We start from the raw sequence: 18,574 nt of genomic DNA on the forward strand, positions 1-18,574 counted from the left end.
ATGGCCGTAATGATTCCGGAAATACCGAATCCGTTTCAGACCGGAAGCCTTGAAGACGTGATGTTTGAAGCGTTGAAGAACCTGCCGGATTTCTGCATGGTTTTTCATTCCTTCCGGCTCACGGACGTGAAGGACGGGATTCTGAATGAAAGCGAGACCGATTTTATCATTTTCGACAGGAAAAGAGGAATTCTGTGCCTGGAAGCGAAGGCGGGAGCCGTTTCCTTTCGCGACGGCCGATGGATGTACGGAAACGGAACGCCGATGCGTTCGGGAGGTCCGTTCCGGCAGGCCGCGGCCAACAAATGGAAACTGATGGAGCTGATTGGAAACAGTCGGCTCGGCTTTCTTACGGAAAGAATCAAATTTCTGCACGGAGTGTGGTTTCCGTCCCTTTCCGATGAACGGATCGATGAGATTGTCATGCCGCCGGAAGCGGACAGAAAGATCGTGCTGGGCAGCGAGGCGCTTTCCGATGCATGGACATGCATTGAACGCCTGTTTTCGTTGGAAGTTCCTGCCGGGATTGTCACCGATATTTCGGACGGGGATTTCCGTGCCCTTGTCCGCGAGATTCTCTGCCCGAAATTCAACATATTTCCGCCGCCAGGATTTGACGTTGATCTGAAACACGCCGTGTTTCACCGAATGCTTGATGAACAGAGCGGAATCCTGAATTTCCTCACGGAACAGAAAAGCGCGGTCGTAAACGGCGCCGCGGGAACGGGAAAGACCATGATAGCCGTTGAAAAAGCCGTGCGTCATGCCGCGGACGGAGAAAGGGTTCTTTTCCTCTGCTACAATTCGGAACTGAAAAAATTCCTCGCGCTTCATTATGCAAATCCGCTTATTGATTTCATGACCCTGGACGGTTACGTGTGTAGGCTCTGCGGCGTTTCCGTTTCGGATTACGGCAGGGCGGAAAGGAAGCTGAAGGACTTTGCCGCATTCGACAGTTTCCCGTATGATCATGTCATCGTGGACGAGGGGCAGGACTTCGGCCGGGACGCGATGGAAAATGTAAAACTGCTTCAGCTGCTGCATGATGCCGTGCTGGCCGACCCGAATTCGAAATCATCCTGTTACGTGTTTTACGACAGGCTCCAGGCGGTGCAGTCGGATCAGATTCCGGGTTTCATACGGAACGCGGAATGCCGCCTTACCCTGCATAAAAACTGCAGGAACACGGAAAACATATACCGGACGGCGATGAGTCTTTTGCCAGAATGCGGAAGAGCGGAAGTTCTTCGCGGCATTACGGGTAAAATCCCGTGCATTCATTTCTGCAGTGAGGAAACATATTTCAATGCCTTGGATGATGTGATTGGCGGACTGCGCAGGGACGGAATCGATGACATCGTGATTCTGACCCTGTCAACGGAAACGGACAGCATTGTAAGCGGAGCCGTAAAAGACGGCGTTTACGGGGAATGCCGATTCATGAGCTGCAGAAAATTCAAAGGGCTTGAAGCGGATGCGGTCATTCTGGTTGATTTCACGGAACGGACCGTGACTGATGATGCCATGCTGTTTTACGTTGGAGCATCCAGGGCGCGCATTCGGCTGGAGATTATGACCGTCATGGACAATGAATCATGCCGAAACGCATTGGAACGGACGGAAGGATCCGGTGCTGGGCGCAGACCCATGAGGGATCTGGCATCCATGCTGAAATGCACGGCACTGGTGCATCATTAAGGAGAGTGAGCGGTCATGCCGAAGCCGGTAAGCGAGCAGAGAAGTGAAAACATGCGCCGGATCCATGCAAAAGACACAAAGATTGAACTTGTCCTGCGGAAAGTTTTGAGAGAGCACGGATACGGATACAGGAAAAACTGGGCGGAACTGCCCGGAAAGCCGGACATTGTTCTGACGAAGTATAAAATTGCGATTTTCTGCGACAGCGAATTCTTTCACGGAAAGGACTGGGAGGTGCTGAAACCTCAGCTGGAGCGCGGAAACAACGGACCGTTCTGGGTGAAAAAGATTGCAAGAAACATGGAGCGGGATGACGAAGTGAACAAGGCGTTGCTGTTCCGCGGATGGACGGTTATCCGGTTTTGGGGTAATGATATCATGAAGAAGCCGGATGAATGTCTGAAAGTGATAGAGGAAACGATATTCGATAACATGATGGTGGAAAGAAACTCCGTTGGAGATGATATGGAAACGTTATAAGAAAAATGCAGAAAAATCAAACGAGCGCAGGTGCTGTATCTGCGCTCGTTTTTTGAAGCTGCATGGCAGCCTGACATACCAATCTTTGGGTTAACCCCATTATAATACATTTTGTGTCCGTGATAAAGAATAATGTCAATCTCCAAGCCCCTAAATAATAGATTCCAACTGTACTGGTGTGCCTCGTCATCCATCATTTTGGGTGACCTGATTTCGACCAAAAGTAAATTGCACTTTTTGCACTTTCTGACCACGGAATATTTCTTTAAAATGAATGCGAAAACCCGCATTCGAATAGATAACCTCAATGGCCGGACGAATTTTGTCCTTTTTGAGCAACTTATACGGATAGTCCGGGTCTCCGGTAAGCAGCTTTGCCAGCGCCTCTGCGGAAAGGGTAATAACGCCTGAGTTGGATACTACACAACGCAGATAGAGAATGACAGAAGGCCGCGTATGAAGCGGATACAGGTTTTGGAGGTCTAAGGTTTGGTAAGTCTTCTCGGTATTACGTTTCCAATATTGAATGAAGGAAGGGGAAAAAGTCACGGAACACTGGTCTGAACGGATATCCGCCTGAACGGACTCTATACAGATCATGCCTGATGTATTATTCTTGCGGTGTCTTCCAAAAACAAGAGGCTGTCCGGCAAGATCTTCCAGATGGGAGAGGATGCGACGGATATGGTGTGAGCGGTTGCGATTACACTCCGAATTGGAATAGTATCCAAACATCATGTGCAGGATCGTGATCGGCACAGTGATTTCACAGTGATCGCGTTCGTGGAAAAAGTACATGATGGACAGCAGGGCCTTCCAGGCGATTGCGGAAATCGGCTTCCCGTCATTCCCGGAAATCCCGGTTAACAAAATGCTTTTCGGAATTTTTAATAACAAATCAGTGGAATACATGGCGCCTCCTTAGCCTTTATAAGATGAATCGATGATATCATCATAGATGGAACTGGAATAATCGACATCGATCTTCGAGGTTGTGGCATCCTGATGAGGTATGTATTTCTGGGTAGCCATATCGTAATCAAAGTCATTCATCCAGTCATTCCGATACGGACAGATCGACAACTCATCGAACATGACATTTTCATGGATCATGTAATGATCCATTTCGTCCTCGGCAGGAAAACGTGAAATGACAAAGTGTAAACTGCTTACCTTCCGATCCGAAAAGTTTTCCGAGACGGTTACGTTAAGATTTGTGCAGCGGTTAATTTCCTGAATGGCCGGCAAAATATGGTCCCGTTTCAGATATTTGTACGGAAAATCCATGTCTCCTGTCAAAAGATTCGTGAGATCCGAAATATCATAATTAAAGACATGCATATTTTGGTAACGGCAGAAAAACGGATACAGTATGACGGAAGCAGGTTTCTTGAGCCGATTCAGATATTTCAATTTCACCACGGTGAAGTCTTCCTTCAATGCATAGCCGAAATAACGTGCAAGATCCGTATTAAACCGGACGGTAAGCCAGTCTTTCTTGAAGGAAAAACTCATCGTTTGAATCCATACGAAAGAAACATACATATCCTGGTCCTTATCATGGATTGTCAGTGTTTCGTTCATTAACTCCTTAATGAGCAGGACAATTTTCCTTTTTAGACGGGCGAAGTTACAATTCCGGTCGCTGCAGTATCCGAGGGCATGACAGAGTTCACTGATGGATAATTCTGCGCAATCTATACGCCCGTAAGTTTGCTGCAAACTTTTCCAAAGCAGATACATAAGGCTCTTATATTGGATCGGATCAAGAGCCTTATAAGTGATAAACATGATGCCATATTTGGCAATGTCATTCCGCTCAAAGATTTTGTAGTCGTGTATTGCTGGCTGGGGATAATGTTTCATTGATTACTGGTCTCCTTCCTACCGATTTGATGCCGTAATTATGGAGACAAAACGGAATATTTTGGTATTGATGGATCAATCTTCTTCTGAAGGAAAAGGATTTTTTTGTGTATGACAGCCATTTTCTGCAGGATGATACAAGTTTTAATGCCAGTTTTGCGTCTCCACAACAGCATTTTCACAGTACCATATGTCAATTTCGGCACTGATAAACGGAGCTGTTCCATATTCCAATGGCTGTATCATTTCCTAAGTGGAATTTTGGCGGTGTGCCGATGTCTTTTCCGAAAAAAGTACGTGATTTCTGCCAATACAGTCATTGTTAACCGACAATTTTCTCTTCACCAATTACCGCCTCTCCATAAGGTGGGAGGCAGCGTATGCGACTCGGTCACTGATAACCGGTACAGTTTTGTATTCCGATAACCATATCTGTACTTTGGAGAATATTTTGGCGGTGTGCTAATTCTTTTCTCGAAAGGATAAGTTATTCCTGCCACTATGTTACCTCTCCAATAACTTCACTTCAGACAATTCACATTCTCCATAAAGGGTTCACTGTGTAGAAGATGCCAATACATTCCCCTAGTGTCGATACAGTTACTGATACAATGAACAGTAACTGTATCGATATTTTCTGCTTATGAGGAATCGGTTTAATAAACTTATTGTAGCTGAGTCAATTCATGGTCTGTTCTACGATAAAGTTTTTTATTGCGAGATTTCTTTTCTTTTGTTTCTTTTTTGGGGCGAAAAAATTGTTGCCGTACAGTTTTGTACATTTATAGTATTACATAGTTATAAATCTGTTTACGAAGTAGGCGGTGCCACCCAGAAATCGTTGGAATTACAGGTGTTTCCGAGGAATTATCAATGTCTTATGGTGAGCAGAATGACGTATTTTGGGGTGGTACGGTGAGCAAAAGTAGGTGAGGTGAGCAAAATGACGTACTTTTCCCCATTTCCTATCGTATTTTTTTCCACCGCATTTTGGGAAAAATAAGCCTGCTTTTAAGCTATGGTGAGGGAAATGACGTACGGTGAAGAAAATGACGTATGGTGAGCAAAATGACGTGTTTTTCTGACAAACAAACTATCACGAAGGTGATATCTTTGCGAAAATTATAGATATCACGTATGTGATAACTTTAGGGAAAATACAAATATCACGAAGCTGATATATGTTGCGAAAAGAAATTATCACGAAAGCTGATATAAACACCGAGAGAAATTATCATGAAGCTGATATCCAAGGATATCGGATATTATCACGAAAGTGATATATTCTTTCCGGTACATTATCACGTATATTGATAACTTCCCACTGAAACAAAGTTATCATGAAAGCTGATATAGATAAGTACCGTAAGTTATCACAGAAGCTGATATTAAGTAATCATCATACTATCACGTATACTGATAGCCGCGGGCCAACCGTGATTATCACGGAAACTGATAGCTTTTATGCCATAGTTATCACGAAAGCTGATATCATCCAGCAAAAAACAACCTCCCGCTGGAAAGCAGGAGGCTGTTAAGTCCGTGCTACTGAGAAGTAAGATCGTTATACATAGCCAACGCGATCAGCAGCAGCGTTCGCCGATGACCGAAATTATCAATCCGCTTGAAAAACTGCCGTCCAGTCCGCGTATGGTATTCTGTTCGAAGTCTCTTGCAAAGCTCAGAAAATCTATCTACCAGATCAATCAGATCCAGGAGATACAGAATGCTGTCCTCATTCGGTGGAGCCGGATCAGAGGCAAGGAACTGCCAACAAGTATGCATCTCTGTCAAGAGTCTTTCCAACTGGCCGTACAGCAATGGAAGAGCAACTTGCAGCCGTTGCAGGTTAACGGGATCATAGTAATCGTGCATCATGATATGTCCTCCTCTCGTAAAAGCAGGCACGAATTTTCAACTCCATGCCTGTATGTTTGTACAGGAATTATGGGAAAAGATGGCGCGATGAAGTAGAGAAAAATAGAATGGAAAAGATAGAAGAAAATGGATTGACACCCGGACAGGAGGACATTATACTTAAAGAGTAAAGAGAATACCGATAACGACACCACTAGGTGCAGTTCCTGTTTAGAGGCCATGAAATTGGCGGCAGGGGCTGTGCCTTTTTGTGCCTTTTTGCGTCTTTTAGAGGAAAAGAGAGGAGAGAACAGATATGGGATATGAGAAGAGACAGGATATCGATCAGCGTGTGTACAGTGCAGAAGATATTCAGGTGATGCTTGGCGTGAAGCGTTCGGCTGCCTACAATTTTCTGACAAAGGTTTATAAAGACGGAACGCCGTTCCTGGTACATAAAATCGGGACCATGTACCGCGTACCCAAGGAAAGCTTTGACGCATGGTTGTGCGGCAAGGAAAAGTGAGGAAGAGAGTAGCTTTGAAGAAGTTGTTACTTGTGTTGAAAAGTAGTTTGAAAAAGTTTCGCTTTCTGATTAAAAGAAGAAAGAATAAAAAAATGCACTGCCGGAGCAGATTACGTTCCGACAGTGGGGGTTCATTGGTGATGACGATGGGACTGAAGGAAATCCATGGTTTTTCGCACAAACTCTTTTTCCTGCCGTGTCAGGCTGAGATAAGCCTCAATCCCGTTACGATCCATCGGCTGTAAGCGGGATTCCTGGATAATCATGCTTTGTGGAGTCGGTTCGTCATCCACGCCGCAGATATACGGAAGGCTTACGTTGAAAATATAGGAAGCGGCGATAAGGGCCGTGTCACTTGGCGTACGCTTACGGAGTTCCCACTGCTGCCAGGCACCACGGCCTGCGCCGATGGAATCACCGGCCTGTGTCTGGGACCAGCCTTTTTCCTCTCGAAGTTTTTTGAGCCGTTTAGGGATCAGTTCATCATTGCGTTTTAATTTCATCGTATGTGTACCTCGAAGATTCTTTGTCGTCAGTAATAAGAAAAGTATAGCACAGTTCCTGATTCCGGGAAACCGGATTTGCAAAGTAAAATTCTATATCAAAATGACTGCGTGAGAACAAAAATATGCAGTCATAACGATAAAATATGATAGATTTTGATATCCGCAGTCAGTAAGCACGAACTAACACAGTCACAGTGCATGCGTTTGTGAAAAATATGAAGAAATATACAGTCATAGTGTGTATCGGCACGGAAAGTAATATTTCTAAAGCAAAATGACTGTATATATTCGAGAAGATGCATACATTTTGTATTTAAAAAGCGGAATTCATCTATCCGCAAGAAAAGATACATCAAAAGACTGTCATTCTGATTGTTCGGTTCGTCAAAATTTAAAAATGCGCAGTCGATACAAAGGACTTTTTCAAGAAGAAAAGAGAGATTTATATTCCTTAAGCCTTGCAGAGAAAAGGGCATGGATTGGGATATTCCATAATTGGACCGAGGAGGTGAAAAATTGAAGCAGAAAAGCGACGCAAAAAAACGACAGGAAGGGCGCTGCCTCGGAACCGGAGACCTGTATGTCGGATTCATTAAAGCAAATGAAATCGGCAGTATCGGAACATCAACGGCAGTATACGATCCGATTGCGGAGAGGACCGTGGATACGTTATCCATGGGCGAAAAGGAATTTTTCTGGATCATGCGTTTTCGCGATGACGTGGCACAGATTCAGGAACAGATGATGCTTTCTTCCGAGACGGTACGGAACATCTGTGAGGAACATGGATTCCGCATTCCGCGCAATGTCCTGTCCACGGATTTCCTCATTACATTCCGTAACGGCAGCAGGGTCGCATACAGTATCAAATCGGGCTCGGATGATTTCAATCCGGATTCACCGCAATACAGTAATCTTCTGATCCGGCAGTACATCGAGCTGGAATATTGGAAACGGTACGGTGTCGATTTCAGAATCGTGTTACGGGAAAATTTGAATAAAACCCTGGCAGTCAATATCGAACACTGTATGGCGTACTATGCTCTGGAGCATGTGGTGGGTGAAGAGACTATGCTAAAATACCTGGTTGCACACAAAGCGGTATCGATTCCCATGGACAGGGAAATCGTACGGTTTGCAAGCCTGGTAAGAGGTAACGAAGAGAAAATAAGAGAAGCGTTCAGGAGGTACCGGGATGGAAAACAGCGAGTCGTTACAGATGCAGGTGGGTGACGTGGTACAGATGCCTGACGGTTTATATCGGGTTTTGGTCATGACTCCTAATTGCGGAATTTTTATCCAAATAGAAACAACCAGATTGAACATCCTGCGTTTTTCCATGGATTTCGTAAAGTATCAGATATCCATAGGCGGTATAAAAAGATCAGACTGGAAAGATGAAGAGCTTTTAGTGAAAAATCTGACGGATGAGGAAAAGGAAGAACTAAACCGGAAAACAGCTGCAGTGGAGCGCATGCTGCAGCGCTTATATCCGGAATGGGAACGAATCCAGTCGAAGGAAACCAAACCGGAAATAAAAGAACTGATGCAGGAGCTCGGGCGCAGCAAGGCGGTTACCCATCGAAAAATACGAAACTATCTTCAATCCGGAAGAAACCCTTATTCTCTTGTAGATGGAAGAAAGGGAGAAAAAAACAGGAAGAATGAGTACAAGGTAGGAGACCCTGTCCGTGGACACGGGAATAAAACGGTTGCCAATGACGTACGTCTGGAAGAGGTTTTCCAAGATGGTTACAGCTATTTCTTGAAAGGGAAAGAAGTCGGAGTGTCGCTTAAATCGGCATACAGATATCTGGTCGGAAAGCATTACATGACACAGGAATACAGCAATGGTACCCTGGTTCAGAAAATGGCTCCGCTTGAGGAAATTCCAACATACAAAAGATTCTGGACATACTGCAATAAACAGAACGACAGGAACGGTATTACTCCTCTGAAGATGAGCGCCAAGGAGCGGAGAAACAACTCAAGGCTCCTGCGCGGCAACAGCCAGTCCGGCTGCTTGGGACCGGGACATATCGTTGAGGTGGACGAAGTGGAGATCGACATGATTAACGTGTCCTCACGGGACAGCAGGCAGGTTGTCGGACGAGCTGTTATGTATCTGATGATAGATGTTTATTCCTGCTGCATTGTAGGCTGTTGGGTGGATTACGCAAATAACAGCTTTGTCGGAATCACAAATTTACTTATGGCGCTGTTTTTCGACGGCCGTGAGCAGTATGAAAGATACGGCCTGACTGCATCGCCGGAAGTCTACCCGATGGGATTCATTCCCCAGGAACTGCGTACGGACCACGGCGCCGAATACACGTCGGAGGACATGCGGCGGGTAGGACGGGAAATCGGAATGAACATCGTGCTGGCGCCTCCGGCCACAGGTTCCATGAAAGGCCTCGTCGAGCAGTCATTCCACCAGTTCCAGGAACTTGTGAGAGGAGCGGCCGCCGGAACGGGAGTCATCATGAAGAAACATGATTCCCGGCATTACGAGACCGCCTGCACCGATCTGGACGACATCCGGCGCATGGCATACCGGTTTGTCATTTATTTCAACCAGCATAAGCGGGACGGATATCCTCTGACGAAGGAAATGATCCAGGCGGATGTCCCGCCAATCCCGGCTTCCATATGGCAGTACGGGTGTGAGTATCTGATGACACCGCGCTGGCTGACGGATAGCACGAAAAAGACCGCATTTTTCGCACTTCTGAAAACGGACCGGAAGTTCCAGATCTCCCGACGCGGCGTTACATACCGCGGCCTATTCTATGAAAACGGAGAACAATGGCTTCTGGAGAAAATGTGGAAAACGGGAAAGAAAAGGGAAGCACTGCCAGGAGTCCGCTATGACCCGCGGAGCATCAATCACGTGTACCTGATGGAAGACGGCGTATTGCATGTCATCCCCCTGAACGAAATCCGGGAGGAGCAGAAATCCTTTAAAAACATGAGCTGGAAGGAATATGACGGGCTCTGGAAACGGAAAAAGGATACAGGCAGGAGTCTGGAAGCACACGATCTGGAGCAGCAGGTCAGCGTGCAGCGGGACATGGCGGATGTCATCATGACGGCGAAAAAGTTACAAAATGCCGGGAAGAACCGGAAAAAGGACATCCGGAATGCCAGAAAGCAGGAACAGGAAAACAATCAGCTCTCCAATACGCTTGCCGACCGCCTTACGGCAGCCAAAGAGGATGTTGTGACCGGACTGCCGGATATTGGAGGGGCACCTGAAACTGTACAGCCTGAAAAAGAAAACATTACAAAAAAGAAGAATAAGGCGGCGAAAGCAGCCGGAAAGGTAATTGAAGTACTCCCGGACGATTTCAGCGGGATGGAGAAACATTTCGGTGTTTAGAACGCGGAAAGGAAGGAAAAATCATGAGATTTGTTAAGAACATGAGTCTTGATTATGTGGAACCGGCCGTCGGAAAAAACCTGTATGACGGTGTGGATCTGGAGGCTGAAGACTGTGTGGAAGCGCGTTACTGGAAGCAGAACGGATATCCGGGCAATCCGGATATCTGCGCATTGCCGCGTGCGGCGGATATCAACGAACTGTTCAAACAAAACAATATCCCCATTTCCGGATATGACCCGGCAAAGGTAAAGATGGTTCCGCTGTCTGAGCGGAAACGCCGGCTGATCAGTCTGAAAAAGATCCGCTATCCGATTCCGTTCCATTCTCTTATTGAATACCATCTGTCCATGGCATTGATTTCGTCATACGCCAGCAGACGGAACGGGATAACGGCGATTACCAGACCGACCAGGGTTGCGGGAGAAGAGATTGCGACCAATATCATTTCGTATGCGAATGATATTTCTGCCAACGTACTGGGATTTTCCGTTGTCGGAACATCCGGAGTGGGAAAATCAACGGCATTTGACCTGACATGCGCGAAGTATCCGCGGGTCATCCGCCACACCTTTCCGGACGGATTTTACACGCAGATCCCGATCATCCGTCTGACTGCCTTTGCGAATTCAAACCTGACGGCATTGTTCCTTTCATTTGCCAAGCAGCTCGACCGGCTGCTGGATACCGGGACGGATCACCTGAATATGGTTTCGGGTAAGGCAAACCTGGGAAAGATTGTTTCCATTGTCTGCGGATGGATTGAGGTGTACCACATCGGGGTGATCGCAATCGACGAGATCCAGTTCCTTGATTTTTCACAGGGAAGCGCAAAAAGCTTCGAGAATTTCCTGACCATCACGGCCCAGACGGGCGTGGCGATCGTGGCAATCGGAACCCCGGAGGCGTGCAGGTTATGGGGCAGCATGCTGCGCATCCAGAGGCGCATGGCAAGCACAATTATCCGGGCGGATTCCTACTGCAAAAACAGGAAGTACATGAGCGGGATTATCGAGAGGATCTGGAAATACCAGTGGCTGGACGAACCGGCAACCCTGACGGAGGAAATTGAGAATGCCATGTATGAGGAAAGCTGCGGCAGTATTGACCTGCTTACAACGCTGTGGATGATGATGCAGTTCGAGGTATTAAGCACGGAGGAGCAGCCGACTATTGATGAGGTGTTTGTTCATAAGGTTGCCGAGAAACACATCAGGGAAATGCGGGGTTTGTTAAAGGAATCCCTGGTTGAGAATGAACAGCGTTTTCTGAAACTTCGTGAAAACATGCTGATGGATATTCAGCAGTCAGCCCTGGCGGATGAGGAAAGAAAAGCCGCGGAAGCATTCCGCCGGGAAGCGAAGGAAAACATTGATAATCATTATGATCGTGACCTGATTCTTTCTCAGATGATGGGATCCATTTCAGACTGCTATCCGGAGTATTCGGAACTTCAGATCCGGAAAGCCTTTGCAAAAGCGGAGCAGGAAGACGGATTCAAAAAGGCCGCCAAGGGAGAACGTGTTCAGATGGTTCTTGCCGTCTTAAAAAAGGTCGGAAAAGGAAAAAGACGGACGATTGGAACAAAACAGGCAGCCGGGGATGACGGAAAAATGAAGGAGATCGAAAACACGTTGATGAACTGCATCGAGAAAGGATAGGGCTTCATACCATGATCATGCCGGTATGTGTGAGACCGATGGAAGATGAGCTGCTTTACGGCTGGCTTTCAAGGCTGTCACTGGAAAACGGATACACGTCGATCAAAGAATTCGGGACACGGTTCCTGGCCGAAAGGACCGTACTGCAGCCGTTGGAGGGGGTATCCTGGACCGCGCGGGTTGATTTTATCCGGGACATGGACCGGACCTGTAAGGAATACGGGCCGGTCCGTTTCTTTCCGTCAGCGGACGAAATGCTGAGGAAGATGACGCCGCTGTATGCGGTTTTTCCGTTCCTTGCATACGGGAACCAGGCGCGGTGGACGCAGTTCATCCTGAGGGAAAAAGACACTGCCCTGACCGGGACTGGAAACCGCGGAAACATGATTCCGGAGTTCCTGTCATGCCCCGAATGCAGACGGCAGGATCGTGAACGGTACGGCTTTTCCTATCTGCGCACCTGGCATCATCTGCCGGGTGTGCGTTTGTGCGCCGTCCACCGGGTTCCTCTGCAGATCCTGGCATGCCGGAAAGAAAAAGTGCTGGACCCGGATGAGGACGGAATCATCCTGTCGGGGAAAGAACCGGCCGGAGATCCGGAAACGGAATGGAAGATCAGCAGCTTCGCAAAGGAAATGTATGAACGGCCGCTGTTTTTCGATCTTCGCGGGCTGCAGGCGCTGTTTTCAGAACGCATGGAAGAACTGGGGATCCGGAAGAAAATAAAGGAAGCGGTGGAGACGGCCGGATTTCTTCCGTACCTGAAAGGCGAATGTGAAAAAAGGGTACTGAAAATACTGATGGAGCCGTGGAACGGAATGGAAGAGCTGATGGCGTTCACGACATTCCTGTTCGGTAAATATTCCGTTCTGGAAGAAAAGGCGCAGCGCTGTCTGAGGGAACTGGAGGAACCGTTTGCGGACGTAATCAGCGGACGGTTCCGACTGATGTCCGGGTTCGGGAGGCTGGTGTGTCTGAAGTGCGGGACCTGCGGAAAAAATTTCCATATCCATCCGTATGCGCTCGGTCTGGGCTGCGGCTGTCCGTTTTGTGAAGCAAAGCTGTCATTGCAACAACGGATCAACCAAAGGCTTTCTTTTCTCGGAGACGGAAATTATGAGCTGGCGCAGGATGTCAATGAGGAGGACATGGGAGAACGGGCTGAGATTATCCATAAAACCTGCGAGAAATTGCGGAAAACCCGACTTATGGAGACACTCTGGACGCAGAAGAAATGCGACTGCGAAACAAAAGTGAGTTTTGCGGATGCGGCGGAACGTGTCCGCGCTGCATCCCCCGATTTTACACTGATCCGGTATATCGGAGGGAAAAAGGAGCACATCGTCCGGTTGAAACACAAAGTTTGCGGTCAGACCTTTCAGTGGGAACTGAGCCGTTTTGAGAAGAGGCCGACCTGCATGGCATGCGGAAGACGGCGTGCCCCAAGAAATTCCCCGGAAGATTTCCAGGAACGGATGCGGGAACTGGCAGGAGACGAATACGAGCCGGTGAGCGGCTTCACGGATTTGAGAAGCCGGATACTGATCAGACACCGGGTATGCGGAACCGTTACGGAGATGATTCCGAATGATTTTCTCCGCGGGAGAAGATGCAACCTGTGCCACAAGGCAATTCGAAGAACGGAACTGGAAGAGGCGCTTAACACATGCACTGGAGGGTACTACCGCATTACGGACATGAAAAACGTCAGATATTGCATCGAAGGCGAAAACGGAGAAAGATTCTTCCGGGATTCCGGATGCATCATGCAGGAACTGTCCAGACCCACGGAATCAAAGCTTTTTACGCACCGGCTGGCAAAACCGAAACCGATACAAAGAAAAGAAGCGCTGATTTATTTATCCGCAAAAGAAATCTGCCGACGGAAGGGATTCTGGAGCCCCAGGGACTCGGCTGACATCCTGCCGCTGAAACAGGTGCAGGACCTGATGCGATGGCTGGTAAGAAACGATTATCTGGAACGGATCGGATACGGCGAATACGTCCTGTCGGAAAAGAAGCGTTCGGGAGAACGTGGTGGTGCAAATCAGGCTGCCGATAGCGGGACTGTACAGAAGTAAGACACAATGGTATGATAACTGTAAACTCCTTGGAGAATCAGAACGGAATCATGCAAAAAGGAGAAAAGAAAAATGGGAAGAATTTACGTGACAGGGGATATTCACGCGGAACCGGACCGCTTCAATACGGAGAATTTCCCGGAACAGAAAGAGCTGACGCGCGATGATTACATGATCATCTGCGGAGACTTTGGACTGGTATGGGCGGAGGATAAGGAAAGCAAACGGGAGAAGCAGCTGCTCGACTGGCTGGAGGACAGACCATACACCACACTGTTCGCGGACGGCAACCATGAGAATTTTACCAGACTGAATACCTTTCCGGTGGAGGAATGGCATGGAGGACGGGTGCATAAGATCCGGGAACATGTCATTCATCTAATGCGTGGCGAGATGTTCGATCTGGACGGAAAGAAGGTATTCGCTTTCGGCGGGGCAAGATCCCATGACATCGACGGGTTTGCAACGGATGCGGCACTGAAACGGGATTACACGGCAGGGATTTTGCAGCCGGACGATCCGCTTCTGTATGATAAGCTTAAGATTCTCCGCAGAACAAACTGCTGCGCGCGGATTGAGGAAGTCAGCTGGTGGCGGGTCGAGATGCCGACCAGACTGGAAATGATGCACGGGATGCAGACACTGAAAGCAAACGGGATGAAGACGGATTTCATTGTTTCTCATGACGGTCCGTCATCCAGTCTGGCTATCTTAGGCGGCGGACTTCTGTCGCCGGATCCGCTGAATCAATATTTGGAAAAAGTAAAACAGAAGACGGATTACGGCCAGTGGTTTTTCGGCCATCATCATGTGGACCGTCAGATCACGGAAAAGGATACCGTCATCTATGAGCGGATCACCAGAATCTGTTAATTTCAGCTCTAAAAGTTAAGAGAATAGCGGTTTTGAACCCCGGAGGGACATTCCTTCCGGGGTTTTTCATTTTGCGGTAACAGGGTGCTTTCCTTCCATAATTTACACATGAAAGCCGACTATGTATGGATTACTTACCGTTTCTAAGGCACCCTGCTCAACTGATGCGCGGAATGCAGACCATGAAGGCAAACACATAGAAAAGAGGGATGACAATGGAAAATCAAAAAATGACTTTAGAGGAAATGCTTCAAATATTGGAAGATGCTCATAACAGATATTTAAACATGACTCCAGAAGAGCGCAGAGACTGCAGACCGCAGAACAAGCTGCGGTATTGGGGGACGCAAAAATCCCTTTATGATTATTGCGATAAGTATCACTTAGTGGAAGGAAAATCTTATCTTTATGTTTTGAAATGCGCAGAGGATTTATATTATATTGGAGAGACGAACGGAATTTTTCAACGTTTTCGGGAGCATTTTGCGCCAAGTGGGAAGTCTGCCGTGTCAGCAACTGCGGTATATGAGCCACAATCGGTTCACGAAATTATCCCACTTGGAGAAATCAGCAAATCCCAAAGACTGGTTTATGAGGATGCACTGACTGTAGAGTATGCTAACAAATACACGATTTATCAGGTAAGAGGAGGACATTTTTCTCATTATGATATTCAAAAGGCATACTCTGAAAAAAAACTGCAGAGCCATTGGCTTTATGAAGAACACGGAAGGCTGCGTTTTATAAATCCACAGTATAATTGGATGTTATCAGCAATCAATCAGATGCAAAAATTTCCAAGGATTCATCCCAAACTTTAAAATCATCATTAAGAATCTTTTCTTATTATTTTATGTGACTTAACCCCGGAAGGAATGAGCCTTCCGGGGCTTTTCATTTTGCGGTAACAGGGGGCTTTTCTTCCATAATTTATACAAAGACATTATGGAAAGGAAGTGCTATTTATGCTGATGCCGACATGCCTGAAACCTTATCCCGGTGAACTGCTGTACGGCTGGATTGTAAGGTTATTCAGAGTCAATATGTACGATTCCATTGAGAAATTCTGTGCAGCTTATATCCCGTATGAAGATCGAAAATTTAAAATGGGAAAACCGGTTCCCGTTCGTCTGGATTACCGATTCAATCTGGACCATATATGCTCGGAGAACGGAGAATTCGAATGTTTCCCGGATGTCAGGAGCATGATTGCGGAAATGACACCGCTCACGACCCTGTTTCCGTTTATGACCAGGGGATATCAGGCAGAATGCATGGAAATTCTGCTCCGGGAACATAACGGTTGCAAACTGGATATTCCTCTGATGGACAGTGATATCACGGAACTGCGCGTGTGTCCGGACTGCGCGCGGGAGGATATTGCCGCATATGGAAGACCGTATCTCCATACCGTCCATCATCTTCCTGGCGCTCGGATGTGTCCGAAACATCACCGGGTACTGATGCGTGTACAGATAGAACCGGACGATTGGGAACGCGGACTTGATGACGGGTCCATGGTTCCGGTGGAGCTTAGAGCAGATGAAACAACGGAACAGCGTATCAGTGAGTTTATGCGGAAATTATATGAGTGCCCGCCGGATCTGGATCTGAATGGCTTACAGGCGATGATTCTGGCGCGCATGGGAGAAGGCGGATATCCACTGGAGTCACCGTACGGAAATCTTGCGGATGATCTTCGGACTGCCGGATATGCCGGTCTGTTCGCCGGTAAAACGGATGTGCGTGTGTTCAAGGTTCTGTCACAGAAGAAAATTGTACCGGAAGACGCGATTGCACTGTTGTTATTCCTGTTCCATGATTACGAGGATTTTCAGAAGGCGGCATTGAAGGTACAGACGGATGATACGGGAACGCTTGCCGAGCTTTTCCCGGGATACATCGTGCATTCCGTGGATCACTGGATTGCGGAACTGGAGTGTCGGAAATGCGGGGAGCGGTTCCATATCCATCCTTATGCTCTTTTCCTTGGTGCCGGATGTCCGAAATGTGACCGGGAAGCGGATCCAGATGAGGTGTTTCAGCGCCAGCTTCATATGATTGGGGACGGTACCTACGAACTGGAGGAACACTTCCCGGGATATGGAAGACCCGTAAAGATCCGACATAAGACCTGTGGCAAGGAACGTAATGTGAACGCCACGGAGCTGATATGGATGGAGAAACGTTGTTACTGTGAAACATATCTCAGACAGGAAGAACTGCAGGCAAGGATCGACAGGGCCGCGCATGCGGAAAATACATACACGTTGGTGAAATACCGGGGCGGTAAGGGAATCGGACAGTTCGTGACGCTCCGGCATGAGGAATGCGGAGGCGAATTCACAGTATCTCTTCGGGAATTTGAACGGGCACCGTTCTGTCGTTGCTGCAGGAGCGGTCAGGCGGTTGTTGACCGATTCGGGGAGAGATTCCAGGAACTCATGGGGGATGAGTATGAGATGATCACTCCATATCAGGGACTGTCAAAGATGATGACGGTACGTCACCGCACCTGCGGAACAACAACCGAAGGATATGCCCTCAGTTTTCTGAACGGCAAGCGGTGCGCCCTGTGTACGCCGGTTATACCGAAGGAAGACATGAGAAGATATGTGGCGGAGTGTACCGGCGGAGAATATCATGTGAGCGGCATTGAACGGAACACGATCACGGTATGCGGTCCCGACGGAAAGGAACTGACGAACTCGGTACAGTTTTTTATACAGGAGCTTTCGCTCGGCGAGAAATCCTCAGTGTTTAATCACGTGGTCAAAAAACCGGAAATTCCCCTGCGGGATGCTGCGGTTTTGTATTTCAAGGCGAAAGAAGTCTGTGAGAAATATGGAGTCTGGATACCGGAAGAAACGGACGCTGCCATGGAGTTTGCAAAGATTCAGTATCTGTCACGTCAGCTGCTTGCCGAAGGACACCTGTTTCGGAAATGTCCGGGCGTATTCTCCGTGGATCTGGATGTTCCCGATGAGACTGCAATCCGGGAGATTTACCTGGAGCGTCGCGGGGAACATATCGGGGCTTATTACCATGAATCCGCCGCGTACCATGCCGGTATTCTGGATAAGAAACCGGAAACGGAATACATTCTGTGTAATGACGTGAAAACGGATGACTTCAGGAATCAGAAGGTGGGAAATACAAAGTTCAAAACCAGAGCGGCATATGCGGAAATCAATAACCGGAATTACAAGGCAATCGAAGGAATCAATCTGTTGATGTTTTCCGGCAAACACCCGGAATATAAAAAACAGGTGGAAGACTGGCTCCTGGAGAACCGCATCTTTATTTCTGACATGGAGCCGTATTTTCAGTATTATCCATTCATGATTAAAAAGATTGTCAAAGGACTTTTTAAATAAGAAGAAACGAAAATTCCCCCACCTCTGCAGGTGGAGAGATGAATTAAAAACAGAAACAACATCGAGCCATTTTTATTTTCTGACCAATTCTGCGGAAATTTCTTCCATAATTCCTGTATCAAACAGGAAAGGAGGAGATCCTAAGTAAGATGTGGCATTAAGACTAATTTCTTCCATAATTTTCTGTCAAAAAATTATACATGGAAATAACCAATAAGATTGGGTATGTCACATCAAACGAGAGCCTGTTCCCTGGTGGGAATGGGT

The 18,574-nt window shown here is 47.4% G+C and carries 14 protein-coding genes; 10 read left to right on the forward strand and 4 right to left on the reverse strand.

The window, feature by feature from the left end; all coding sequences use genetic code 11:
- Positions 1-1,698: an ATP-binding domain-containing protein gene (locus GPK90_RS15845; RefSeq protein WP_215703419.1), complete on the forward strand. Its 1,698-nt coding sequence runs from the start codon at positions 1-3 to the stop codon at positions 1,696-1,698.
- A 15-nt stretch (positions 1,699-1,713) separates the two neighbouring features.
- Positions 1,714-2,178, forward strand: a complete 465-nt coding sequence (locus tag GPK90_RS15850; RefSeq protein ID WP_215703420.1) for a very short patch repair endonuclease — start codon at positions 1,714-1,716, stop codon at positions 2,176-2,178.
- Positions 2,179-2,364: 186 nt separating this feature from the next.
- Here the strand turns inward: GPK90_RS15850 and GPK90_RS15855 are convergent, their stop codons facing one another.
- From GPK90_RS15855 to GPK90_RS15865, 3 genes are all read right to left on the reverse strand, one after another.
- Positions 2,365-3,090, reverse strand: coding sequence for a replication initiation protein (locus GPK90_RS15855; RefSeq protein ID WP_215703421.1), 726 nt, complete (start codon positions 3,088-3,090; stop codon positions 2,365-2,367).
- A gap of 9 nt (positions 3,091-3,099) precedes the next feature.
- Positions 3,100-4,044 (reverse strand): replication initiation protein, encoded by a 945-nt coding sequence (locus GPK90_RS15860; RefSeq protein ID WP_215703422.1) that lies wholly within the window; start codon positions 4,042-4,044, stop codon positions 3,100-3,102.
- 1,545 nt (positions 4,045-5,589) lie between these two features.
- Positions 5,590-5,922, reverse strand: coding sequence for a hypothetical protein (locus tag GPK90_RS15865; RefSeq protein WP_215703423.1), 333 nt, complete (start codon positions 5,920-5,922; stop codon positions 5,590-5,592).
- A 295-nt stretch (positions 5,923-6,217) separates the two neighbouring features.
- Between GPK90_RS15865 and GPK90_RS15870 the strand changes: the two genes are divergently transcribed.
- A complete protein-coding gene (locus tag GPK90_RS15870) occupies positions 6,218-6,427 on the forward strand; it encodes a helix-turn-helix domain-containing protein (RefSeq protein WP_215703424.1) in 210 nt (69 codons plus the stop codon).
- Positions 6,428-6,558: 131 nt separating this feature from the next.
- Here GPK90_RS15870 and GPK90_RS15875 read toward each other — a convergent pair whose 3' ends face one another.
- A complete protein-coding gene (locus GPK90_RS15875) occupies positions 6,559-6,930 on the reverse strand; it encodes a helix-turn-helix domain-containing protein (protein ID WP_215703425.1) in 372 nt (123 codons plus the stop codon).
- A gap of 519 nt (positions 6,931-7,449) precedes the next feature.
- On the opposite strand from GPK90_RS15875, the gene GPK90_RS15880 reads away from it, so the two are divergent.
- The 7 genes from GPK90_RS15880 to GPK90_RS15910 all read left to right on the forward strand — a co-directional run bounded on the left by GPK90_RS15880 (position 7,450) and on the right by GPK90_RS15910 (position 18,307).
- Positions 7,450-8,166, forward strand: a complete 717-nt coding sequence (locus GPK90_RS15880) for a TnsA endonuclease N-terminal domain-containing protein (RefSeq protein WP_215703426.1) — start codon at positions 7,450-7,452, stop codon at positions 8,164-8,166.
- Positions 8,129-10,315, forward strand: coding sequence for an integrase catalytic domain-containing protein (locus GPK90_RS15885; protein ID WP_215703427.1), 2,187 nt, complete (start codon positions 8,129-8,131; stop codon positions 10,313-10,315). Before GPK90_RS15880 ends, GPK90_RS15885 begins: the two co-directional genes overlap by 38 nt.
- A 23-nt stretch (positions 10,316-10,338) precedes the next feature.
- The gene (locus tag GPK90_RS15890; RefSeq protein WP_215703428.1) at positions 10,339-11,976 is read left to right on the forward strand and encodes an ATP-binding protein; all 1,638 of its coding nucleotides are present in this window, start codon (positions 10,339-10,341) and stop codon (positions 11,974-11,976) included.
- An 11-nt stretch (positions 11,977-11,987) separates the two neighbouring features.
- Complete coding sequence (locus GPK90_RS15895; RefSeq protein WP_215703429.1) at positions 11,988-14,057, forward strand: TniQ family protein; 2,070 nt, start codon at positions 11,988-11,990, stop codon at positions 14,055-14,057.
- Between the two features lie 72 nt (positions 14,058-14,129).
- Complete coding sequence (locus tag GPK90_RS15900; RefSeq protein ID WP_215703430.1) at positions 14,130-14,930, forward strand: metallophosphoesterase family protein; 801 nt, start codon at positions 14,130-14,132, stop codon at positions 14,928-14,930.
- A 215-nt stretch (positions 14,931-15,145) separates the two neighbouring features.
- Positions 15,146-15,751, forward strand: coding sequence for a GIY-YIG nuclease family protein (locus GPK90_RS15905; RefSeq protein WP_215703431.1), 606 nt, complete (start codon positions 15,146-15,148; stop codon positions 15,749-15,751).
- Between the two features lie 144 nt (positions 15,752-15,895).
- Positions 15,896-18,307, forward strand: a complete 2,412-nt coding sequence (locus GPK90_RS15910; RefSeq protein WP_215703432.1) for a TniQ family protein — start codon at positions 15,896-15,898, stop codon at positions 18,305-18,307.
- Positions 18,308-18,574 lie beyond the last annotated feature (267 nt).

It is taken from the genome of Clostridium sp. MCC344, from assembly GCF_018785365.1.
Classification (GTDB): domain Bacteria; phylum Bacillota; class Clostridia; order Lachnospirales; family Lachnospiraceae; genus Pilosibacter.